A 22,596-nucleotide genomic window follows, 5' to 3' on the forward strand; every position below is an offset into this window, starting at 1 on the left:
TATTGTATTTATATAAAAAATTCTTTAATTTGTTCTTTATCTTTTAAGGCTTCACATTCATAAATTTTATCTTTAAAACCTAGTTTATATTTTTTACTTTCTTCGCATTTTGTATAAGTTAAAGCAATTTTTAAAGCTAGATTTAAATCTTCTTCATTGATATTTGCATTTACCAAAGAATAAGCTCCAACAAGATCAAAAAGTTTGATTTCTTCATATTTTGGCGTTTTTAAATTTTTTAAGAGTTCATTTTCTAGTTCATTGCGACCAATAATCATTTTAGAATTATTAGGCAACCTTAAATGTCTTCCATATTTGAGAAGTTGAGCATCATTTACTTGCATATTTTTATCAAAAGATATAAAATCTTTAATTTTTTTAGAAAAGCTTTCAATAGTTAGCAAGCATCCTCCACCAGGACTTTCAAAATCTTCAAGATTGAATTTTTTGGCAAGTTCAAGTTGTCTTTTACGACTTCTGCCACTAATACCTTCTAATTTTTCCCTATCAACCCAACCTTCTCTTTCTGGTTTTGTTGGAGCTAAATTTTTGGCACACATAGGACGCAAAATAAGATCTTCTTCATCTTGAGCTAATGTTTTTACTTTTGCCATAGCATCAAATCTTTGACTCATAGGACGTTGTCCTAAAACTTCACCTGTGATGATAAAATGTGCATTTTCATCTTTTAACATAGAAAGAGCTGTTTTAAACATAAAAGCATGACAATCAATACAAGGATTGAAATGTTTTCCATAGCCATATTTTGGATTAAAAAGAACTTTTTGAAGATATTCGTTTTTAACGTCTATCATTTCAAATGAAGCTCCTACCATAGCTGCGCGTTTTGCCATAATTTCACTTTTATCGCTTGTGCTTCCAAAACCTATGTTGATATTTAAAGCTTTAACTTCTATTCCTTGAGAGGTGATAAGTTTCATAGCAAGCATACTATCAAGACCACCGCTAAAAAGCGCTAATGCTTTCATCGTTTCCTTTCTAAAATTTAATAAATAAAAGCGTAATTTTATCTTAAAAAATTATACAATGGCTTAAAAAGGATGATTGTTTTCTTTTAAATTTAATTCTATAAAAGTAAAATAATTTTTTGATAATATTTTATAAAGATGTTTAAAAAATAATTCCAAATTTTCTTCATTTCTTTCTTGTTTTAAGGTGATTAAACAATCTTTTAAAAAGAGAAAAAGTTCATTTTGATTAAGATTTTTTTTAAGTTTTTCGCTATTTTTTTCAAGCAAAGAAAAGATTTGCTTTTTTAAAGCAAGATTCGTTTTTTTAATATTAATTTGATTTAAAAAAGCAAGATTTATTTTGCAAATTCCTAGCAAAAATTCATTTTCATTTTCTAATTTTCTAAAATTTTTTAAATAAAGCTCTCTTATATCAGAATCTTCTAAACCTATATTTTGAAAGATTTTTTCTAAAATATTTTGATGTTTAAAACATGCTTTATCGCTAATTAAGTGAAAAAGCTCTCTAGCCTTTTGCTCTTTGAATAAATAATCTAAAATTTCAAATTCGCTTAAATAGATTTTTTGTGGATTATTGTAAAGATTGATTAAGTTTTTATTTTGATTAGAATTTTTACTAAGATAGATAAAATTTTCTTCAACTCCTAAAAGTTTTGAAACTAAATTTTTATATGAATTGGCTATTAAAGGCTCAAGTAAAAATGTATATTTTTGTATATTTTCTAAAGCTTTTTGTTTATCAAGCATAGTTTTTAAAGGAAATTTATCAAGCATAGTTTTAATATAAAATTCCCCAAGTTCTATCCCTTGTTCAAGTAATTGAAATAAAGCTTTATTTTGATTATTTGCTACGAGTTCGGCAGGATCTTTTCCTCCTTCAAGTAAAACCACTTTGCCATCTATTTTGTTAGTGCTTAGTAAAAATGCTGATTTAAAAGCAGCTTGTAAGCCTGCATTATCATTATCAAAACATAAAATCACTTTAGCATCATAGCGTTTAATTAACGGGAGATGATTTTGAGTAAGAGCTGTTCCTAAAACAGCTACAGCATTATTTAATCCTGCTTTATGAAAGGCAATAGCATCCATATAACCTTCACAAATAATTATTTCTTTTTTTTGAGCTATATAATCTTTTGCAATATTAAAAGCATAGAAAATTCTAGATTTGTCAAATAGTTTATTTTGAGGTGAATTGACGTATTTTGCTAGATTTGAAGTATTTAATGTGCGTCCGCCAAAACCTACTAATATATTTTTGTGATCATATATAGGAAAAGTTATTCTTTGGATAAAGCTAGCATAGAATTCTTTATCTTGATTTTTGATAGCTCCAACTTCTAAAGCATCTTGAAAATTAATATTTTCATTTGTTAAAAGTCTTAAAGTTTCTTCTGATTTAGGTGCAAAACCTAATTCAAATTTTTTTATATCTTGATCATTTAATTTTCTTGAGTAAAGATAACTTAGAATTTCTTTATGTTTAGGTAAGTTTTCTTTATAAAAAGCATTAAGCAAAGGTAAAATGTACTTTAAGTCTTTTTGTTCTTTTTTTTCTTTTGTATAGGTTAAAGTAAAATTACTTAAAGTGGCTACTTTTTCAACAGCTTCTTTAAAGCTTATTTTTTCATAATCCATAACGAATTTAAAAACATCTCCGCCCGCTTTACAAGAAAAACAATGATAAAAACCTTTTTGAGAGTTAATGTGCATAGAAGGATTTTTATCATTATGAAAAGGACAAACGCAAATATAACTTGAACCTTGTTTTTTTACTTCGATAAAATGAGAAATAATATCAACAATATCTATTCTTTGACTTAAATTTTCTATGCTTGCTTTATCAATCATTTTTTAAACCTTGATAAAATTATACAAAGATTTAGCTATAATAGATATAAAAATTAAAGTTTTAGTATGGATTTGTTTTTTTTAGATTATAGAGATCCTTTGGTGGGATTAATTTTTATTACGATTTTAATCTTTATTATAGCCTTGCTTAATTATTTTTGGAGATTTTTTGCCTATAAAGATGAAGAAGAGAAATTAGAAAAATTTATTAAAAAATTTGAACTTAATAATGTCCATAAAGATTTACTAAAAGATCCAAATTTAAGCTTAGCTAATCTCATTTTTTTGGCATCTATTTTTACAAGAAGCGGGGAATTTGAAAAAGCGATACAAATTTATTTAATTGCCTTAGAAAAAGTAAAAGATAAAAAAGAACAAGAAGATATTTTTATATCTTTGGCTGAGGTATATTTTAAGGCAGGGTTTTTAGAAAGATCTAAAGAAGTTTTACTTAATGCTTTAAAAATCAGACCAAGGAATGAAAAAGCTTTAAAACTTTTAAAAATTGTTTATTTAAGATTGAGATCTTATAAAGAAGTTTTGGATACATTAGAATGTCTTTTAGAACTTGATGAAGAAGTGAAAGAAGAGAAAGAATTTATAAAAGCTCTTATGATAAAAGAACAAGATATAGATCAAAAAAGCAAGATAGAACTTATTTTAAATCTTGACATTAAAGATAATATAATGCTTCAAAGACTTATTTTTGAAAATTATCAAATCATAAAAGATCAAAATCTTTTTGATATTATTGATTTAATTTATAGGGATAAAAAAATAGTAAAAATTGACAAACAAGAATATAAAGAATTTTTTTACGCTTTAAATTTATTACCAAAAGAAGAAAAAATTTTTTTAAAAAATCAAAATTTTAGAATGTTTAAGATTTTAAATGATAATGATTTTAAAGTGAAAATAGTGTTTTCTTATGTGTGTTTAGAATGTAAAAATGCTATGCCTTTATTTTTTTATCATTGTCCGATATGTTACGGTTTTAATAAATGTAAAATTCTTTATGAGGTTAAGCTTGATGAAACAAATTAAGATTTATACAGATGGATCCTGTCTTAATAATCCTGGTTTTGGAGGCTGGGCTTATATCTTACGCTATAAAGAATACGAAAAAATAGGTTTTGGAGCAAAAGAAAATACAACCAATAATCAAATGGAACTTTTAGCTATTATAGAAGCTTTAAAAGCCTTAAAAGAACCCTGTGAAATAGAGCTTTATACAGATTCTAATTTAATGGTAAGAAGTATTAATGAGTGGCTTGATGTTTGGATTAAAAAAGATTTTAAAAATAAAAAAAATGTAAATTTATGGAAAGAATATTTAAAATTTTCAAAAAATCATAAAATCAAAGCTTTTTGGGTTAAAGCTCATAATGGACATATAGAAAATGAAAAATGTGATAAATTAGCAAAAGAGGCTGCTTTAAATTTGCAAAAGGAACAAAATGGAAAAAATTGAATTGCTTGAACAAAGACTAAAATATAAATTTAAAAATCAAAAATTGCTCATTGAAGCTTTAACGCATAAAAGTTTTAAAAAGCCTTTTAGTAATGAGAGATTGGAATTTTTGGGCGATGCTGTTCTTGATTTGGTTGTGGGTGAATTTTTATTTCATAAATTTAAAAATGATGCAGAGGGAGATTTATCTAAATTAAGAGCAGCTTTAGTAAATGAAAAATCATTTGCAAAAATTGCTAAAAGTCTTGAACTTGGAAATTTTATTTTTATGTCCATTGCTGAAGAAAATAATAATGGTAGAGCTAAACCATCTATACTTTCAGATGCTTTAGAGGCAATTATTGGGGCAATACATTTAGAATCTGGTTTTTTAGAAGCAAAAAAAGTAGCTTTAGCTTTGATTGAAGAGAATTATCCTAACATAGATGCAAAAAATCTCATAAAAGATTATAAAACAAAATTACAAGAAATTACTCAAGCAAAATTAGGTCAAACTCCAGATTATGAAACTCTAAGGGCTTTTGGACCCGATCATCAAAAACAATTTGAAATCGTTTTAAAATTAGAAGGAATTGAATATGCAAGATCTATTGCAAGTAGTAAGAAGGAAGCTCAGCAACTCGCAGCTAAAATTGCTCTTGAGAAATTAGGAATTTTATGAATACTTTTGGCACAAGATTAAAATTTACAAGCTTTGGAGAATCACACGGTAAAGCTTTAGGTTGTGTTGTAGATGGAATGCCTGCAGGGATAAAATTTGATGAGAAATTTTTGCAAAATGAACTTAAACTTAGAAAACCTGGTAAAAATAAATTTTCAAGTCCTAGAAAAGAAAAAGATGAGGTAGAAATTTTAAGCGGAGTTTTTCAAGGCTATACAACGGGAACTCCTATATCTGCAGTTGTTTTTAATAAAGATGCAAGATCAAAAGATTATGAGAACTTAAAAGATATTTTTAGATTATCTCACGCTGATTTTACTTATTTTTATAAATATGGTATTAATGATTATAGAGGCGGAGGAAGATCAAGCGCTAGAGAAAGTATCAATAAAGTTATAGCAGGAGCTATTGCTGTGATGCTTTTAAAAGAATTTAATATAGAAGTTTTTAGTGGAATTTGTAGTATAGGAACTAAAAGTATAGATTTTAAAAATATAGATTTTAATTTTTGTAAAAAAAGTGAAATTTTTTGTTTAGATCCAAAATATGAAGAAGAATTTAAAAAAGAACTTTTAAAGGTTAAAAAGGATAAAGATAGTATAGGTGCTAGTGTTTATACTTGTGTAAAAAATGTACCTATTGGACTAGGAGAAGTTTTATATGATAAACTTGATTCAAAATTAGCTCACGCTTTAATGGGTATTAATGGGGTTAAAGCCGTTGAAATAGGAGCTGGAGTTAAATCAAGTTTAATGCGAGGTTCAAATTATAACGATATTTTAAAAGATAAAAAATTTTTAAGCAATAATTCAGGCGGAATTTTAGGAGGCATTTCAAATGGGTCTTTAATCGAAATTAAAACTCATTTTAAGCCTACTCCGTCGATATTTATTCCGCAAGAAAGTATGGATAAAAAAGGTAATAATATAAAGTATATTTTAAAAGGAAGACACGATCCTTGTATAGCAATTCGTGGAAGTGTTGTAGTAAATGCTATGGTAAGATTTATTCTTGCGGATTTGCTTCTTTTAAATGCAAGTTCAAGACTTGATTATCTTAAAAAAATTTATACTTTTTAATTTGTTATAATTTTAAAAATAATAAGGAATATAAATGATTTTTATTGATGCTTGTTTTAAAAAAGAAGTACCTTATACCCCTGTTTGGATGATGAGACAAGCTGGAAGGTATTTAAAAGAATATATGAAAGTAAGAGAAGAAGCAGGAGATTTTCTTTCCTTATGTAAAGATTATAAAAGAGCAAGTGAAGTAAGTTTGCAACCTGTTGAAATTCTTGATGTGGATGCAGCAATTATTTTTTCGGATATTTTAGTTGTTCCTTTGGAAATGGGTATGGATTTGAAATTTGAAAAAGGTGAAGGCCCAGTATTTAGTGATCCTTTAAAATCTTTAGAGGATATAGATAAGTTAGATTGCAATGCTTATAAAAAATTAACTTATGTATATGATGCTATTTCTCTTACAAGAGAAAAGCTCCCTTCTTCTAAGGCTTTAATAGGATTTTGTGGTAGTCCTTGGACTTTAGCAACTTATATGATAGAAGCAAGAGGAAGTAAAACTTATGCAAAATGTAAAAAATTAATTTATACTGATCCTTTATTGATGCATACCTTACTTAAAAAATTAAGTGAAGTCTTAAAGCTATATTTAGAAGAACAAATTAAAGCTGGGGCAAATGCAGTGCAAATTTTTGATAGCTGGGCAAGTGCTTTAGAAAAAGATGTATTTTTTGAATTTTCTTTTAAATATATGATAGAAATTGCTACTTATATTAAAGAAAAATATCCTCATATTCCTGTAATTTTATTTCCAAAAGGAATTAGTGGATATTTAGATGGAATTTATGGCAATTTTGATGTTTTTGGAGTAGATTGGAGCACTCCTTTAGAAATGGCAAAAGAGCTTTTAAGTCCTACTTATACCTTACAGGGCAATATGGAGCCTTGCAGACTTTATGATAAAAAAGCTATAAAAGAAAGTGTGCATAATATTTTAAATATTATGAATAAAAGAGCGCATATTTTTAACCTAGGACACGGAATTTTGCCTGATATTCCTGTTGAAAACGCTAAATATTTTATAAATCTTGTAAAAGAATTATCAAGTAAATGAATATAATTTTTGGTCCTATAAATTCAAGGCGTTTTGGTTTTTCTTTAGGCATTGATTTAAGTCCTGCTTTAAAACAATGCAATTTTGATTGCGTGTATTGTGAGCTTAAGCAAGCTAAAGCCATTGCTAAAATGGATCATATAACTAGTATTAAAGATATCATTGAGCAATTACAATTTTTTTTAGCCAAAAAAATACCTTTTGACGTTCTTACTTTAACAGCCAATGGAGAGCCTAGTTTATATCCAAATTTAAAAGAATTGATTACTGCTTTAAGAGAGTTGAAACTAGATAAAAAAATTCTTATTTTAAGTAATGGAACTGCTGTTTTAAATGAGATGCAATTTAATGCTTTGCTTGATTTAGATATGGTAAAATTAAGCCTTGATAGTGTAATTGAAAAAAGTTTTTTGCGTATCAATAAACCCTTAAAAGAAATTGATCTTCATTTAATGATAGAAAAAATGATAACTTTTTCAAAAATTTTTAAGGGTGAACTTATCATTGAAATTCTAGTTGTTAAAGGTATTAATGACAATGAAGAAGAATTTAAGGCTTTAAATGAAGTTTTGCAAAAAATAAATCCTATAAGAATAGATATAAGCACTATAGATAGACCCCCTTCTTATCCTGTTAAAGGGGTAAGTGAAGAAAAACTTTTAGATTTAAGTCTTTTTATAGAGAATATTCCAGTATTTATTGCAAGAAGAAATGAGAAAAAACAAAATATGGAATTTAGCACAGATGAGCTTTTGAAAATGCTAGAATTAAGAGCGCAAAGCGAAGTTGATGTTAATACTCTTTTAAGTTTTAATACTCAAAAAATACTGCAAGATTTGGTTAAAAAAGGTTTAGTTAAAATTTATACTCTAGGGGGAGTTATTTTTTATAAAGTAGATAAGTAGTTTTAAATAAATAATAATTTTTAGTGTAGTAAATAAACTTTTTAGTTGTTAAAATATTAATAGATTTATAGTAATTTATTAATGATACTACTATTTTTATTTTTTAGATTTAAATTATAATTTTATAAACTATCTTTAAGTATTTTAAGTTTATTAAAATCATAAATTAAACTAGTTTGAAATATGATTTAAAGTTATATACACAATTGTCTTCTAAATTTTAAAGCTATGGATAGTTTTTACTATTTTTTATATAAAAAAAGTTTATGATTATATAGTGTTTTATGGGAATGGTTTTATAAACTAAGATAACATAAGTTTATTTTAATTAAAAATCTAACTATTTTAGAAGTTAAAAGCACTTTAGGGATTCATTAAAGAAAGATAAAAATTTTTATAAGCTTAAGGTATAATGTTTAGAATTTTTTCCAAAATTATTTAAATAGTTGCATATTTTTGGATATTTTTTGTAAAGCTATTGGTTTATTTTAATTCAAAAATAATTTTTAATTTATCTTCTTAGGTTGATTTTTTTAAGTATAAATTTAATATTTTTTCAAGGATAATTATATTTTTTTAAATTCTGTGATTTTTAATTTAAATTTACTTGACTTTATTTATTTTTTTTAATATAATCACATTTTTAATTTATTCCGGATTAGCTCAGCGGTAGAGTAGGCGGCTGTTAACCGCTTGGTCGTAGGTTCGAATCCTACATCCGGAGCCACTTCTTATTTCATATAGAAATTATTCTTTTATTTCAAAAGTAAAAAATTCACTTTTAAAATTATCTGGTAGATCTTTGTATTGTAATAAAGCTGGTTCGTAGTTTTGAACTTGTTGATATAAAAGTCCTAAAGCAGCTTTACTTTCTTTGTTATTATTATCACTTAGTTTTGCAAGTTGTAAAAGAGCAATGGCAGAATTTGGATTATTTGAGCCTATGGCAGCAACAGAAGCTAAAAAAAGCGTATGAGAATCATTGGCTTTATAATTATCAATTAGTGTATTATATAAAGCATATGCTTCTTCAAAATGAAGCGAAAATATGTCAATATAAGCTAAAGTTTGAATTAGTCCTTCATCATTTATATTAGAAACGTTGAGTAGATCTTTAAATTTTTTACGTTCTAAATTTAAAAGTCCAGCAATTTGCATTAAAGAAGTGTATTTTTCTCTTGTTATTATTGCTCCTCCAAATATACTTTTATAATCTAGTTTTGCATTTTGAAAATATATTTGAGCGTTTTGTGCATAGTCTTTAATATTTTGATTAGCATTTAAAGAGTTAAAATACAAAATATTAGTTAAAACATCGTTAGGAAGCTCAGACTTAAGTTGTGCTATTTTCATATTTGCTTGATTATTAAGATTATTATTTTTAAAGGCAATGGCTTCAAAAATAAGATTTAAAGGATGATTATCTTGTTTAGTTTCATCTAAATAAGGCAATATTGAAGTATAATCTTCATTAGCTAAAAAGAATAAATTTTTATATAAGGCTGAAGATGAGTTTGTATCAATAGAAAGATTGTCTTGAACTTCATTATAAAATTTTGTTGTATCTATGCCACTAATTTTAGCACAAAACATAGCAAATGCACCAGCTAGATAATTTTTTGGATTTAAATGATAAGAGCTTGAAAAATGTTTGTAGGCTAAATCATAATTTTTAAGTTGAGCATAAGTTAGAGCAAGATTATAATGCAAAATGCTATGTTCTGGATATTCTTTAATTAAATCTTGAAAACCTTTATTTGCCTGTTTTAGTTTTTGATTTAGAGCAAGATTTACTATATTTGCTATTTTAACATTTGTCGAAGATAAAGCTCTCCCTGTTTTTAAATAAAAACTAGTATCAACGCTATCATCAATAAAATAAGTAATATTAGCTTTTTTGATATAAAGAGAAGATTGCTTGCTATCAAAAACTTGATAAGGTGCATAATAAAAAAGTAAATCAAATTGTTCTTTTGGTTGTTTAAAGAAATTTCTAGAAAAATTTTCTTGTGCCATTTGAATGTCAAAAAGATCTTTATTTAAATTTACTTTAATTTTATAAATATCCAAAATATGATATTTATCTTCTTTGTCTTTATAAGCATTATTAAGACGTGTTAGCATTTCTTGATATTGTCCTGTTTTCAAATCTACTAAAGTAATAGCAGCTAAACTTTTATTAAAGTCTCTTTCTATTTTTAAGGCAGTATTTAAAGCATTTTTAGCATTTTGGTATTCTCCAATGCGTGCATATAAAAGTCCTAAAGATAAACTTGATTCAAAGCTATTTTGTTCTTTTAGATAAGATATTGCTTTTGAATTTAAATCCATTTTACTATAAATTTTAGCTGAAAGATACTTTGCAAAATCAGCGTAAGGCTCGACTGATGTTTTTTGAAACATTTGTAAAGCTTCTGGATAATATCCTTTATAAAAATTAATAAGAGCTAAGTAGTAGTCATAAAGTTTAGAATTTCCTTCTTTTGGCAAATAAACTTGAGCTAAATCAATATAATATTTAAATCTTTCTCTATCATTTAGTTTGAGTGCACAAACAGCGGCATTGATGGCTGAAACAGTTTGATTTTCGCCATTATTAATAGCTTTTTTAAAATTTTGCAATGCTTCTTCAAATTGATTTTCATTCATTTGAGAAACCCCTAAATTATAACTAGAAAGTGATTCATTATAGATTGCAATTTGCTCATAGGCTTTTAAGGCTTGTTCAATATCTCCTTTTAAATACAAAGCATTAGCCTTTTTTATCATGGTATCAATTTTTGCAATATCATACTGATAAGATTCGTCTTGATTTTCGTTTTTAACTACTTCTTTTGGTGTTGTAGCGATGATATCAGCTTTGATATTATTGCTACTAAAACTTAGATAAAATAATGTAAAAACCAAAGAGCAGATTATAAGTGCTGATCCAGCTATCAAAGATAAAAATTTTTTATCTTTATACCAAGCTAATTCTTTAGATTCAGTTTGTTTTAAAGATTCTTCTTGCTCTTCTTTGGGGGCGGATTCTCTTTTAAAGAAAAAACTTTCTTCTTCATTTGAAAGCTCTTCTGGTAAAGTGGTTAATTCTTCATCTTGTGGAGCTTCACCTTCTTGTCCTTTAAATTCTTCTAAACTTTCATCAAGTCTTTCTTTAGAAAGATTATCTTCTTGTTCAATTTTTTCTTCTGCCATTTACTACTCTTAAAAATATTTTCTAAGAACGTCAGGAATATGGATATTGCCTTTATCATCTTGATAATTTTCCATAATGGCAACAAGCGTTCTGCCAACAGCTAAAGAAGAACCATTTAAAGTATGAACAAATTCATTTTTCCCTTTGTCATTTTTATAGCGAATTTTAGCTCTTCTTGCTTGGAAATCTTGACAATTTGAAACAGAACTTATTTCTCTATATTTATTTTGTCCTGGAAGCCACACTTCTAAATCTACTGTTTTGGCTGCACTAAAACCAAGATCTCCTGTACAAAGCATTAAATGGCGATGAGCAAGACCAAGTGAGCTTAATAAATCACTTGCACAATTTAGCATTTCTTCAAAAACACTATTACTTTGATCTGGCTTTGTAATGCTTACAAGCTCTACTTTTTCAAATTGATGTTGGCGAATAATACCTCTTGTATCACGTCCAGCACTTCCTGCTTCCTTTCTAAAACAAGCACTATAGCAAGTCATCTTTATAGGTAAATTTTCACTACTTAAAATTTCATCAGAATAAAAATTTGTTACAGGAATTTCTGAAGTAGATATAAGATATAGATCCTCATCCTCTACTTTATACATATCATCTTTAAATTTTGGAAGCTGTCCTGTACCAAACATTGTTTTTGAATTAACTAAAAAAGGAACATTGATAAGATTAAAACCACGTTTTATATTAAAATCTATCATATAATTAATTAAGGCACGATTTAACAATGCACCTTCATTTTTAAGGATACAAAAGCGACTTTGAGAAATTTTTACTCCTCTTACAAAGTCAAGCCAATTAAGCTTTTCTCCAAGTTCAAAATGTTCTTTAGGGGTAAAATCAAAAGAAGGTGGAGTTAGAACTTTTTTAAGTTCGACATTATCATTTTCATCTTCTCCAAGCGGAACACATTTGTCAGGAATATTTGGGATAGAATGTGCTATTTCTTCTAAATTTTCAAGTATTTCATCAACTTTTTTGCTTTGGATTGCAATTTTTTCCTTGTTTTCGCTAAGTTGTTTTCTAAGACTTTCTTTATCTTGAACGGTGCTTAATTCTTTACTAAATTTATTTTGAAAAGCTTGTAATTCTTCTAAATTTGCTTTTTCTTTTTTCAAATTTAAAAAAAGATCACTTAGTTTTTTTAACAAAGCTTCATCAACTTTTTTATTTTTTAAACTTTTTGCCACTTCTTCAAAATTATTTTGTAAATATTTTAAATCCAACATAATGTATCCTTAAAGTCCTATTTTTTCATAAATTTTTTGTATTTTTTGTAAGGCTATATTTTTTGCTTTTTTTGCACCTATTTGCAGACATTCTTTGATTTCTTCTGGGTGAGATAAGAAATTATGATATCTTTCTCTTGCCTCTTTAAAATGATCAAGAATTAAATCATTAAGATACATTTTAAAATGTCCATAACCTTCACCACCTTTTTCATACCTTGTTTTTAAATCCTCTTGCCCCTTTTTATCTAAAAATAATTTTGCAATATTAAATACATTGCATTTTCTCCAGTCTTTAGGATCTTTTAAATCTGTACTATCTGTAACAATAGATGCAATTTGTTTTTTTAAAGTTTTTTCATCGCTAAAAATATCTATAGTGTTTTGATAAGATTTACTCATTTTTGATCCATCTGTTCCAGTTACAACAGAGACATTATCATCAATTTTTGCTTTAGGTAAAGTAAAAATTTCTCCCCATTCATTATTTATTTTTAAAGCAATATCTCTAGCAATTTCAATATGCTGAATTTGATCTTTTCCAACAGGAACAATTTGTGCATCAAAAAGTAAAATATCAGCTGCCATTAATACAGGGTAAGAAAAAAGCCCGTGTGATGCATTAATTCCTTTGGCAATTTTATCTTTATAACTATGAGCTCTTTCTAAAAGTCCCATAGGGGTAAATTGAGATAAAATCCAGTAAAGCTCTAACACTTCTTTTACATCACTTTGGAGCCAAAAAATGCTTTTATTAGGATCTATACCAAGACTTAAAAATGCAGCAGCAGCTTTTAATATATTTTGTTCTAAAATCTCACCTTTTTGATTTGAGGTCATTGCGTGATAATTTGCTATAAATATAAGCATTTCATTATCATTTTGTGCCTCAATCATTTGTTTGATAGCTCCAAAATAATTACCAATATGTAAATCTCCACTTGGTTGAATTCCACTTAAAATTCTCATTAAATCCTCTTTGTTATTTCTTCTAAAAGTTCTTCAATATTCTTATTTTCTATATCTATTATTAAATCTGCTTTTTTTTCATAATCTTTAATGCGTTTATTATATAATTTTTTTGCTTTAAATTCATTGCAAAATAAAGGTCTTTTATTTTTTTCTTCTAAGCTTAGTTGTTTATTTAAAAAGTCAAATTCAGCTCTTAAATAAATACAAAATCCTAAGCTTTTAAAATCTGAAACATGGATAAATCCGCCACCTGTAGATATTATGGCTTTATTAGTCATACTAAATAAATAAGCTAATTTTTGTTCTTCTTTTCTAAAAAATTCTTCACCAAAAATTTTAAAAATTTCACTAATGCTTTTTTGAAATTTCATTTCTATCAAAGAATCACTATCAAGAAAAACTCTATTTGTTTTTTGAGATAGGGCTCTTGCAAGAGAGCTTTTTCCACTTCCCATAAAACCTATAAAAACAATGTTTTCATTCCTCATTGTTTTCTTTAGTTCCTTTTTTGCGTGAAGCAATGATTAAAGGTACACCTTCAAAATTAAATTCTTGTCTGATTTTATTTTGCAAATAGCGTTTATAGCTAAAATGCAAAGCTTTTGGACGATTCATTATTAAAGCGATTTTAGGAGGCGCTAAATCATATTGTACCGCATAATAAATTTTAACAAGTTTGCCATAATCGTGAGGTAAAGGATGAGCTTTTGTAGCATTTTCTATTAAAGCATTTAGTTTTGAAGTTGGAATTTTTTGTATGAAATGTTCAAAGACTTCTAAAATTTTATCTAATAATACATGAACTCTTTTTCCACTTAAGGCTGAAACACTAATAATAGGTGCATGAGCTAAAAATTTAAAACGATCAAGACGTAATTCTTTGATTGTTTTATCAAAATCAAGTTCGCTTTTATCCCATTTGTTTAATACAATTATTACACCTAAATAATGTTTTGAGATAAGTCCTGCAATTCTTTCATCAAGTTCGTTAAAGCCTTCACTAGCATCTAAAATTAAAAGTGCTATTTGAGAATTTTGTAACATTTTTTCAGTGCGATTTAAAGCAAAACGTTCAAGTCCTTGAATTTTTCCGCGTTTTCTAATACCAGCTGTATCAACAAATTCTATGGTTTTATCCTTGTAAAAAATACTTTCATTTACAGGATCAATGGTTGTTCCAGCTATATCGCTTACTACACTACGTTCTTGTTTTACTAAAGCATTTAAAAGGCTTGATTTTCCAACATTTACACGTCCTACAATGCCTACTCTTATATGATTTGTATCAATTTCTTTAAATTCAATCTCTTTTTTTGCATCATAATGTTTTAAAAAATCCTCTAAATTTTCTTCTTGATCTTCTATTAAGAAATGTTCATTTTCTAGATACTTTTCAAGCCAATCATAAAGTTCATCTAAACCTATATTGTGTGTTACTGAGAGATTAAAAATTTCTTTTATTCCAAAATTGATAAATTCCCACGATCTTTCTTCGTCTTTTTTGTTGTCAATTTTATTAATGAGTAAAGCTATGGGTTTGTTTAATTTTTTTAAAGAGTAAAAAAATTGTCTATCTTCATCATCAGGGGCTAATTTCCCATCTACCATATAAAGAATGATATCACTTTCTTTTGCTGTTTTTAAAGTATTTTTTTTAACATTTTTAAAAAGTTCATCACTTTCATCTAATCCTCCACTATCAACAAGTAAAGCTTTTTTAGAATTAATTTGAACTTCTATTTTATTTGTATCTCTTGTTGTGCCAGAAATTTCACTTGTAATAGCTATTCTTTGCCTTGCCATTCTATTAAAAAGACTCGATTTTCCAACATTTGGCTTACCTACAAGTATAATGCTTTGCATTTTTTTCCTATTATTTTTATTTTTAAAATTTTAAAATTATATAAACTTTGCCTTAAAATTTAAGCAAAAAAAGATTAAAATACGCATTTATTCAAAAATTAAGGAATATTTGTGTTAAAAATTATCAAGCATAATCTAGGTATTTATTTTATGATGCTAGCTTGTCTTGATTTTGCTTTAATGGGCGCATGTGCAAAAATTTTAAGCAATGAACTTTCTTCTATAGAAATTATGTTTTTTAGAAATATTATAGGAACTTTTTTTATTATTTATATGCTTAGAAAAACAAAAATTCATAAAGAAGGTGGAAAGTTAGGGCTTTTAATTTTTAGAGGAATTATAGGTACTTTAGCCCTTTATATGTTTTTTTATAATGTTTCGCATATTACTTTAGGTGGTGCATTTGCTTTTCAAAAAACAGCTCCAATTTTTGTAACTTTAATTGCTTTTTTTCTTTTCAAAGAAAATGTAGGTTTAAAAGGTTGGTTTGGAATTTTAATTGCCTTTTTAGGTGTTCTTTGTATTATGCAACCTTGGGCAGATTTTTCAAATCATTCAGGTTTTGATTTAAAAAATTGTATTATAGGAATTTTAAGTGGATTATTAGCAGCTATTGCTTTAACAAGTGTAAGAGAATTAAGAAAATATTATTTGACTGAACAAATTGCTGCTTCATTTATATTTCTTGGTTCTTTATTACCTTTAATTTCTATGTGTATAGGTTCTTTTTATTTTACAAAAGAACTTGATTTTCTTATAGCGCCTTTTATAATGCCTAGTTTTAAAGCTTGGATTATTATACTTATCATGGGAAGCTTGGGAACTTTATATCAAATTCATATTACAAAAGCTTATGGAGTAGCCAAAAAAGCAGGTGTTGTTGCTGGAGTAAGTTATATGGATGTAGTTTTTACCTTGATTTTAGGTGTTATGTTAGGAGATGATTTTCCTAGTTTTATGGTATTTATCGGAATACTAGGCATTATTTTAGGTGGAATTATTTTAGTTCGAGGTAAGAAAAATGAAAAATAGGACAGATTTGATTTATGAACTAGAAGATAGACCTCCATTTTTTAAGGCGTGTTTTGCTGCTTTAGTACATTTAATGGCTATGTTTGTGGCTGTAATCACACCTGCTTTGCTTATTTGCAAAGGTTTAGGTATAGATGAAGAAAATACGGCAAGAATTATATGTATGTCTTTATTTGCTTCTGGTATTGCATCTTTGCTTCAGATTAAAACTTGGGGACCCATTGGAAGTGGACTTTTGTCCATACAAGGAACAAGTTTTAATTTCGTTTCACCTATAATTTTAGGAGGACTTACTTTAAAAAATAATGGCTTATCACAAGAGGCAATGCTTGGAGCTATTTTTGGAACTTTAATGCTTTGTTCTACTACAGAAATGATTATTTCTCAATTTTTACCTTTTATTAGAAAAATTATTTCTCCTTTAGTTTCTGGAATTGTTGTAATGATTATAGGGCTTAGTTTGATTAATGTAGGACTTGTAAGTGCAGGGGGTGGATTTAGTGCTAAAGCAAGTGGAGAATTCGGTTCTTTTAAAAATTTATTATTAGCTGGAATTGTAATTATAAGCATTATAATTTTAAATCGTTTTAATAATGCCATTATTAGAATTTCATCTTTGTTTATTTCTATTATTATAGGGCTTTTAGTTGCTATGAATTTTGAAAATTTTCATTTTAATTTTAATAATAATTTGCCTATTTTATTTTTTCCAAGTCCTATGCACTATGGTTTAAGTATTGATTATAATTTAATTTTACCTTTAATTTTAATTTTTATAGTAACTTCTCTTGAAACTATAGGAGATATTAGTGCTACAAGTGAAGTTTCAAATCAGCCTGTAAAAGGAGAACTCTATACCAAAAGATTAAAAGGTGGAGTATTAGCTAATGGACTTAATTCTTTTATTTCAGCATTTTTTAATACTTTTCCTAATTCTTGTTTTGGGCAAAATAATGGTGTAATCGTTTTAACTGGAGTTGCAAGTCGTTATGTGGGGTTTATAGTTTCTTTTATGTTGATTATTTTAGGACTTTTTCCTATAGTTGCAAATATTACTTTGCAAATTCCAGAACCTATTTTAGGTGGAGCTACTTTGATAATGTTTGGAACAATCGCAGCCACTGGAGTAAGAATTATTTCAAAAGAAAATTTAAATAGAAGATCTATTATGATTATAGCAATTTCTTTAGGAATTGGGCTTGGAGTAGCTAATAATCCTGATATTTTACAATTTGCCCCTATTTGGCTTAAAACTTTATTTTCTTCAGGTATAGTAGCAGGAGGAATAAGCGCTATTGTTTTAAATATTATTTTTCCATTTGAAGAAAAACAAAGAAAAATAAAGTAAAATTATAAAAATTTAAAGGCTTAAAAATGAAAAAAATGATTTTAATTGCTGGTCCTTGTGTTATAGAAAATAAAGATTTGGTTTTTAAAGTAGCAAAAGAATTGCAAGAATTTTCAAATGATGATAGATTTGAGTTTTATTTCAAATCAAGTTTTGATAAAGCAAATCGCACAAGTATAAATTCTTTTCGTGGTCCTGGGCTTGATGAAGGACTTAAAATTTTACAAGATGTTAAAAATGAATTTGGCATGAAAATATTAACCGATATACATGAAAGTTATCAAGCAAACATTGTTAGCGAAGTAGCTGATGTTTTACAAATTCCAGCTTTTTTATGTCGTCAAACTGATTTACTTGTGCAAGCGGCTAAAACAAAATCAAAAATAAATATTAAAAAAGGACAATTTCTAAATCCAAGTGATATTAAATATAGTGTGAAAAAAATTCTTCAAACACGTGGTATAGAAGAAGAAGGCTATGAAATAGCAAGTAAAAATGGTGTTTTTGTGGCTGAAAGGGGATCTAGTTTTGGTTATGGAAATTTAGTTGTTGATATGAGATCTTTAATCATTATGCGTGAGTTTGCACCTGTAATTTTTGATGCAACACATAGTGTGCAGATGCCAGGAGCCGCAGGAGGGAGTAGTGGTGGCAAAAGTGAATTTGTAGAGCCTTTAGCAAGAGCTGCGGCTGCTGTTGGAGTAGATGGCTTTTTCTTTGAAACGCATATCAATCCTTGTCAAGCGCTTTGTGATGGGCCTAATATGCTTAGTGTAAATCGTTTTAAAGAATGTATTAAAACTCTTATAAAAATTCAAAATATTATTAAGTAAAGGAAAAAAATGAAAGTTATTGAAGGAAAATTACAATTAATAGGCGATGAAAAAATTGCTATCATTAATGCAAGATTTAATCACATCATAACAGATCGTTTAGTAGAAGGTGCACAAGATGCTTTTTTAAGACACGGAGGAAGAGAGGAAAATTTAGATCTTATCTTAGTTCCAGGTGCTTTTGAGCTTCCTTTTATTTTAAAAAAAGCAATACAAAGCAATAAATTCGATGCTATTTGTTGCTTAGGTGCAGTTATTCGTGGATCTACTCCACATTTTGATTATGTTTCAGCTGAAACTACAAAAGGAATTGCAAATGTAAGTTTAAATCATAATATTCCTGTAAGTTTTGGAGTTTTAACTACAGATACCATAGAACAAGCTATAGAGAGAGCAGGAAGTAAGGTTGGTAATAAAGGTTTTGAAGCTATGATTACTTTAATTGAAATGTTAAATTTAAGCAAGCAATTTTAAGGTATAAAATGGCTACAAGACATCAAGTAAGACAAAGTGTGATTTCTTTACTCTATGCTTTAGAATTAAATGACAAAAATGAAAGTTTTATTGATGAGTTTTTAAACGAAAAAAAAATTCGCAATGAGCAAAAGAATTTCACTTTAAGTCTTTATAATGGAATTTGTGAAAATTTAACTAAATTAGATGAAGCACTTAATGTTCATTTAAAAGAGAATGAAATCAATAAATTAGGGCATATAGAAAGAGCTATTTTAAGACTCGGGGCTTATGAGCTACTTTTTACAGATACTACAAATGCCATAATTATTAATGAAGCCATAGAATTAGCCAAAGAATTAGCCAATGACAATTCTCCCAAATTTATAAATGGTGTTTTAGATTCTTTAATTAAGGTCAAAAAATGAAATTATGTGTTGCGCTTGATTTAGCTACAAAAGAAGATTGTCTCAAAATTGCCAAGGAATTAAAAGGCTTAGATCTTTGGTTAAAGGTGGGCTTAAGAGCATATTTAAGAGATGGTTTTAAATTTATAGAAGAGCTCAAAAAAATTGATGATTTTAAAATTTTTTTAGATCTTAAAATTCACGATATTCCAAACACTATGGCAGATGCGTGTGAAGAAATTTCTAAGTTGGGTGTAAATATGATAAATTTACATGCAAGTGCCGGTAAGATAGCAATGCTTGAAGTTAAGAGACGTTTAGAAAAATTAAAAAAGCGTCCTTTGATTTTAGCTGTTTCTGCTCTTACTAGCTTTGATGAGGAAAATTTTTTTAGCATTTATAAACAAAGCATCAATGAAGCTGTAATTAATTTTTCTAAACTTTCTTATGAAGCTGGGCTTGATGGTATGGTTTGTTCTGTTTTTGAAAGTAAAATTATCAAAGAAAATACTTCATCAAATTTCTTAACTTTAACGCCAGGTATTCGTCCTTTTAAGGAATCAAACAATGACCAAAAAAGAGTAGCAGATATTAAAATGGCTAAAGAATATAAAAGTGATTTTATAGTGATAGGACGTCCTATATATAAGTCATCTAATCCAAGATCAATATGCGAAAAAATACTTTTTGAGTTAAAAAATAATTAAAACTAAAATATTTTAAAATTTTAACTAAAAAGTCATTTTACAACTTTAAAACAAATTCTATTGCAATCTAGCTTTTATATAAAGAATAAAATATAATTTATATAAGCGTTTAAATTTAATAATCTTAAACAATACAAACTTTATAGAATTTAACAATCAAATATTATTGATAACTTTTTAATTTATTTTTTAAAAATTATAAAAATATTTAATATTTTTAATCTTTATTTAAATAAGGTTTATTTTGTCTTGTTATTATTGTAAAAATTATTAATAAGGAAAAATTATGTTTATAACACCAGAAGAACTTTACAAAAAAAGAAGACAATTTTTAAAACTAGGAGTAGGAGCTATGTTAAGTTCAAGTTTGATTAACTCTAAACTTTTAGCTCTTGAATTTAGTAGCGATAAAAATGCACAAAAATTAAGCATTACAGACGAAGAACTTGCAACCAATTATGTAAATTTTTATGAATTTTCTACCAATAAAAAAAAGGCAGTAGAGTATGCTAAGAATTTTGATGTAAAAAACTGGGAGATTTCATTAAGCGGGGAGATAGAAAAACCTTTAAAATTAACAATGGAAGATATTTTAAAATTTCCTTTAGAAGAAAGAATTTATCGTTTTCGCTGTGTAGAAACTTGGTCTATGGTTGTTCCTTGGATAGGATTTGAGTTGCGTTATTTGATTGAAAAAGCAAAACCTACAAGCAAGGCAAAATATGTTAAATTTACAACTCTTTTTGATAAGGAGAAATTTCCTGATCAAAACGCTTTATTTCCTACTATCAAATATCCTTATACAGAAGCTTTAAGAATGGATGAGGCTATGCATCCACTTACTATTTTAGCAGTGGGAATGTATAAAAAGCCATTACTCGGACAAAATGGAGCGCCTTTACGTCTTGTGGTTCCTTGGAAATATGGTTTTAAAAGTATTAAATCTATAGTAAAAATTGAATTCGTTGAAAATGAACCAAAGACAACTTGGCAAGAGTATGCTCCTAATGAATATGGTTTTTATGCTAATGTCAACCCTAATGTTTCTCACCCAAGATGGTCACAAGCCAATGAAAGAGTTCTAGGAGAATTTTTTACCAAGCCGACTTTAATGTTTAATGGCTATGAAAAAGAAGTGGCAAGCCTTTATGCAAATATGGATTTAAAAAAGAATTTTTAATGCTAGTTTATAATTTTATAATTTATACGCTTTTTTCTATAAGTGTGATTTATGGTTTTTACAATATTTTAAATTCTTTTGACTTTGTTAAAGAAACTTATTTTTATACAGGTATTTTTTCTTTAATATTTTTAAATTTAAGTCTTTTGTTTTCTTTAATTAGATTAAAAAATACAAAAGATTATCCAAAATTATTTGGTTTTTTTCTGTTTTTTGGGCGATTGTTCATTTTTTAAACTATTTTATTTTTGATAGAAATATGCAATTTTTAAGACTTTTTGATGATATTTCAAAGCGTTTATTAGAAGCAAGTGGTTTTATAGCTTTTGTATTGCTTGTTTTAATGTTTTTAAGTTCCTTTAGTTTTTTAAAAAAGATAGAAAAAATAAGAAAATTAAGTTATTTGTGTTTTCTTTTAGCAAGTTATCATTATTTTTTAAGTCCTAAAGTTCCTATGTTTTGGGAATGGAGTGCTTTAATTATAGCTTTGATTTATTTTATTTTATCATTTAAAAGACTACTTACAAACAAATTAAATAAGCAAAAGAAATTTTAAAGATTGTTTTAAGAATATGCTAAAAGTATTTAAATTATTTAAATACTTTTTAAAATTATAAATAAAATTTTAATATATTCCAAAATAATAATAAAATAAACACTATATAATATCCTATTTTTAATATTAAATTCTTAAATAATAATATAAACAAAAAATTAATATATAAACAATAATTAAATAAATATTAATATAAAATATTTTATCATTAAAGCCGATATTTTATTACTTTTTAAATAAAATCAAAATAAATATAAGGAGTTATAAATGGGTCAGCAAGAATTTAGTCTATGTAAAAAATATTCATTGATAAAATGGATTAAAAATCATTCTTATACATCTTCAAAAAAACTAATTTTTTCTTTAGTTGCAATTTCTTTTTTGAATTTTTATTCTTATGCTATAGGAAACTATAGCTATGGAGAATTTGAGACTATTATTTTTGTTGCTGGAGGTGGTATAGATGAAGATGAATTAAATAATATAGACAATACAAATACTGACCCAATTACAAAACCTACTACAGATTTTAACCTTAATCCTTCTATCTTAGAAGCAACTTTTAAAAGTCTAATTTCTACCATGATGAGAAGATCAACTTTTATTGATAGCATTATGGATAATTCTATGCAAAGTTTTGCTCTAAATACTTCAAATAGAGATTTTAATAAAACAATTAAAGAACACTCTTTATTTATACTTCCTTATGCTTCTTCACAGAATGTTGAACTATCTTTAAATGAAGAAAGTAAAGGACATACTAAAGGAACTATTATAGGTTATTCTACTTTA

19 protein-coding genes, 1 tRNA gene and 3 pseudogenes are annotated in these 22,596 nt (G+C 26.8%); 16 read left to right on the plus strand and 7 right to left on the minus strand.

The features are described 5' to 3' along the window. Positions 1–8: 8 nt before the first annotated feature. Positions 9–989, minus strand: coding sequence for an MnmA/TRMU family protein (locus tag JG677_RS02820; RefSeq protein ID WP_200170342.1), 981 nt, complete (start codon positions 987–989; stop codon positions 9–11). A 63-nt stretch (positions 990–1,052) separates the two neighbouring features. Beyond that, on the minus strand, positions 1,053–2,843 hold the full coding sequence (dnaG, locus tag JG677_RS02825) for a DNA primase (RefSeq protein WP_200170341.1): 1,791 nt from the start codon (positions 2,841–2,843) through the stop codon (positions 1,053–1,055). Positions 2,844–2,909: 66 nt separating this feature from the next. On the opposite strand from dnaG, the gene JG677_RS02830 reads away from it, so the two are divergent. From JG677_RS02830 to JG677_RS02860, 7 genes are all read left to right on the plus strand, one after another. Beyond that, entirely contained in the window at positions 2,910–3,887 is a 978-nt protein-coding gene (locus JG677_RS02830) for a tetratricopeptide repeat protein (RefSeq protein WP_200285048.1), read from the plus strand. Continuing rightward, entirely contained in the window at positions 3,874–4,314 is a 441-nt protein-coding gene (gene rnhA, locus JG677_RS02835; protein WP_200170339.1) for a ribonuclease HI, read from the plus strand. The genes JG677_RS02830 and rnhA overlap by 14 nt, the downstream gene beginning before the upstream one ends. Continuing rightward, positions 4,301–4,975 carry a ribonuclease III gene (gene rnc, locus JG677_RS02840; protein ID WP_200217641.1) on the plus strand — a complete coding sequence of 225 codons (675 nt, stop codon included), beginning with the start codon at positions 4,301–4,303 and terminating at the stop codon, positions 4,973–4,975. The genes rnhA and rnc overlap by 14 nt, the downstream gene beginning before the upstream one ends. Then, entirely contained in the window at positions 4,972–6,054 is a 1,083-nt protein-coding gene (aroC, locus tag JG677_RS02845) for a chorismate synthase (protein WP_200285050.1), read from the plus strand. Before rnc ends, aroC begins: the two co-directional genes overlap by 4 nt. Before the next feature lie 34 nt (positions 6,055–6,088). Then, on the plus strand, positions 6,089–7,108 hold the full coding sequence (gene hemE, locus JG677_RS02850; protein WP_200285052.1) for a uroporphyrinogen decarboxylase: 1,020 nt from the start codon (positions 6,089–6,091) through the stop codon (positions 7,106–7,108). Beyond that, positions 7,105–8,013, plus strand: a complete 909-nt coding sequence (locus JG677_RS02855; RefSeq protein WP_200285054.1) for a radical SAM protein — start codon at positions 7,105–7,107, stop codon at positions 8,011–8,013. The genes hemE and JG677_RS02855 overlap by 4 nt, the downstream gene beginning before the upstream one ends. 652 nt (positions 8,014–8,665) lie before the next feature. After that, positions 8,666–8,740 (plus strand) — tRNA-Asn (locus tag JG677_RS02860). A 20-nt stretch (positions 8,741–8,760) separates the two neighbouring features. On the opposite strand, the gene pflB is transcribed toward JG677_RS02860, so the two are convergent. The 5 genes from pflB to der are packed head-to-tail and all read right to left on the minus strand — an operon-like array spanning position 8,761 to position 15,288. Then, on the minus strand, positions 8,761–11,208 hold the full coding sequence (gene pflB / locus JG677_RS02865; protein WP_200285056.1) for a motility protein PflB: 2,448 nt from the start codon (positions 11,206–11,208) through the stop codon (positions 8,761–8,763). 9 nt (positions 11,209–11,217) lie between these two features. Beyond that, positions 11,218–12,453, minus strand: a complete 1,236-nt coding sequence (serS, locus tag JG677_RS02870) for a serine--tRNA ligase (protein ID WP_200285058.1) — start codon at positions 12,451–12,453, stop codon at positions 11,218–11,220. 9 nt (positions 12,454–12,462) lie between these two features. After that, on the minus strand, positions 12,463–13,422 hold the full coding sequence (trpS, locus tag JG677_RS02875; RefSeq protein ID WP_200285060.1) for a tryptophan--tRNA ligase: 960 nt from the start codon (positions 13,420–13,422) through the stop codon (positions 12,463–12,465). After that, the gene (locus JG677_RS02880; protein ID WP_200170331.1) at positions 13,422–13,913 is read right to left on the minus strand and encodes a shikimate kinase; all 492 of its coding nucleotides are present in this window, start codon (positions 13,911–13,913) and stop codon (positions 13,422–13,424) included. The genes trpS and JG677_RS02880 overlap by 1 nt, the downstream gene beginning before the upstream one ends. Then, a complete protein-coding gene (der, locus tag JG677_RS02885) occupies positions 13,903–15,288 on the minus strand; it encodes a ribosome biogenesis GTPase Der (RefSeq protein ID WP_200170330.1) in 1,386 nt (461 codons plus the stop codon). The genes JG677_RS02880 and der overlap by 11 nt, the downstream gene beginning before the upstream one ends. Before the next feature lie 111 nt (positions 15,289–15,399). On the opposite strand from der, the gene JG677_RS02890 reads away from it, so the two are divergent. The 9 genes and pseudogenes from JG677_RS02890 to JG677_RS02930 all read left to right on the plus strand — a co-directional run. Beyond that, positions 15,400–16,320 carry a DMT family transporter gene (locus tag JG677_RS02890; RefSeq protein WP_200170329.1) on the plus strand — a complete coding sequence of 307 codons (921 nt, stop codon included), beginning with the start codon at positions 15,400–15,402 and terminating at the stop codon, positions 16,318–16,320. After that, positions 16,310–17,668 carry a uracil-xanthine permease family protein gene (locus tag JG677_RS02895; protein ID WP_200170328.1) on the plus strand — a complete coding sequence of 453 codons (1,359 nt, stop codon included), beginning with the start codon at positions 16,310–16,312 and terminating at the stop codon, positions 17,666–17,668. Before JG677_RS02890 ends, JG677_RS02895 begins: the two co-directional genes overlap by 11 nt. A 26-nt stretch (positions 17,669–17,694) precedes the next feature. Further along, complete coding sequence (gene kdsA, locus JG677_RS02900; protein WP_200170327.1) at positions 17,695–18,501, plus strand: 3-deoxy-8-phosphooctulonate synthase; 807 nt, start codon at positions 17,695–17,697, stop codon at positions 18,499–18,501. 9 nt (positions 18,502–18,510) lie between these two features. Then, positions 18,511–18,975, plus strand: a complete 465-nt coding sequence (gene ribH, locus JG677_RS02905) for a 6,7-dimethyl-8-ribityllumazine synthase (protein WP_200285062.1) — start codon at positions 18,511–18,513, stop codon at positions 18,973–18,975. An 8-nt stretch (positions 18,976–18,983) separates the two neighbouring features. Further along, positions 18,984–19,382: a transcription antitermination factor NusB gene (nusB, locus tag JG677_RS02910; RefSeq protein WP_200285064.1), complete on the plus strand. Its 399-nt coding sequence runs from the start codon at positions 18,984–18,986 to the stop codon at positions 19,380–19,382. Then, a pseudogene (gene pyrF, locus JG677_RS02915) lies at positions 19,379–20,047 on the plus strand (orotidine-5'-phosphate decarboxylase); the annotation flags it as partial. The gene nusB and the pseudogene pyrF, both read left to right, overlap by 4 nt. 307 nt (positions 20,048–20,354) lie before the next feature. Then, positions 20,355–21,248 carry a protein-methionine-sulfoxide reductase catalytic subunit MsrP gene (gene msrP / locus JG677_RS02920; RefSeq protein ID WP_200285069.1) on the plus strand — a complete coding sequence of 298 codons (894 nt, stop codon included), beginning with the start codon at positions 20,355–20,357 and terminating at the stop codon, positions 21,246–21,248. Beyond that, positions 21,248–21,804: pseudogene (locus JG677_RS02925) on the plus strand (ferric reductase-like transmembrane domain-containing protein). The gene msrP and the pseudogene JG677_RS02925 overlap by 1 nt, the downstream one beginning before the upstream one ends. A 456-nt stretch (positions 21,805–22,260) precedes the next feature. Continuing rightward, positions 22,261–22,596 (plus strand): annotated as a pseudogene (locus JG677_RS02930) (hypothetical protein); the annotation flags it as partial.

This window comes from Campylobacter sp. TTU-622 (genome assembly GCF_016598965.1).
Lineage (GTDB): Bacteria > Campylobacterota > Campylobacteria > Campylobacterales > Campylobacteraceae > Campylobacter_D.

Bases quoted from the DNA above. Each gene is read 5' to 3' on its own strand.
- JG677_RS02820 (WP_200170342.1), bottom strand. From the start codon at position 989: ATGAAAGCATTAGCGCTTTTTAGCGGTGGTCTTGATAGTATGCTTGCT.
- dnaG (WP_200170341.1), bottom strand. From the start codon at position 2,843: ATGATTGATAAAGCAAGCATAGAAAATTTAAGTCAAAGAATAGATATT.
- JG677_RS02830 (WP_200285048.1), top strand. From the start codon at position 2,910: ATGGATTTGTTTTTTTTAGATTATAGAGATCCTTTGGTGGGATTAATT.
- rnhA (WP_200170339.1), top strand. From the start codon at position 3,874: ATGAAACAAATTAAGATTTATACAGATGGATCCTGTCTTAATAATCCT.
- rnc (WP_200217641.1), top strand. From the start codon at position 4,301: ATGGAAAAAATTGAATTGCTTGAACAAAGACTAAAATATAAATTTAAA.
- aroC (WP_200285050.1), top strand. From the start codon at position 4,972: ATGAATACTTTTGGCACAAGATTAAAATTTACAAGCTTTGGAGAATCA.
- hemE (WP_200285052.1), top strand. From the start codon at position 6,089: ATGATTTTTATTGATGCTTGTTTTAAAAAAGAAGTACCTTATACCCCT.
- JG677_RS02855 (WP_200285054.1), top strand. From the start codon at position 7,105: ATGAATATAATTTTTGGTCCTATAAATTCAAGGCGTTTTGGTTTTTCT.
- pflB (WP_200285056.1), bottom strand. From the start codon at position 11,208: ATGGCAGAAGAAAAAATTGAACAAGAAGATAATCTTTCTAAAGAAAGA.
- serS (WP_200285058.1), bottom strand. From the start codon at position 12,453: ATGTTGGATTTAAAATATTTACAAAATAATTTTGAAGAAGTGGCAAAA.
- trpS (WP_200285060.1), bottom strand. From the start codon at position 13,422: ATGAGAATTTTAAGTGGAATTCAACCAAGTGGAGATTTACATATTGGT.
- JG677_RS02880 (WP_200170331.1), bottom strand. From the start codon at position 13,913: ATGAGGAATGAAAACATTGTTTTTATAGGTTTTATGGGAAGTGGAAAA.
- der (WP_200170330.1), bottom strand. From the start codon at position 15,288: ATGCAAAGCATTATACTTGTAGGTAAGCCAAATGTTGGAAAATCGAGT.
- JG677_RS02895 (WP_200170328.1), top strand. From the start codon at position 16,310: ATGAAAAATAGGACAGATTTGATTTATGAACTAGAAGATAGACCTCCA.
- kdsA (WP_200170327.1), top strand. From the start codon at position 17,695: ATGAAAAAAATGATTTTAATTGCTGGTCCTTGTGTTATAGAAAATAAA.
- ribH (WP_200285062.1), top strand. From the start codon at position 18,511: ATGAAAGTTATTGAAGGAAAATTACAATTAATAGGCGATGAAAAAATT.
- nusB (WP_200285064.1), top strand. From the start codon at position 18,984: ATGGCTACAAGACATCAAGTAAGACAAAGTGTGATTTCTTTACTCTAT.
- msrP (WP_200285069.1), top strand. From the start codon at position 20,355: ATGTTTATAACACCAGAAGAACTTTACAAAAAAAGAAGACAATTTTTA.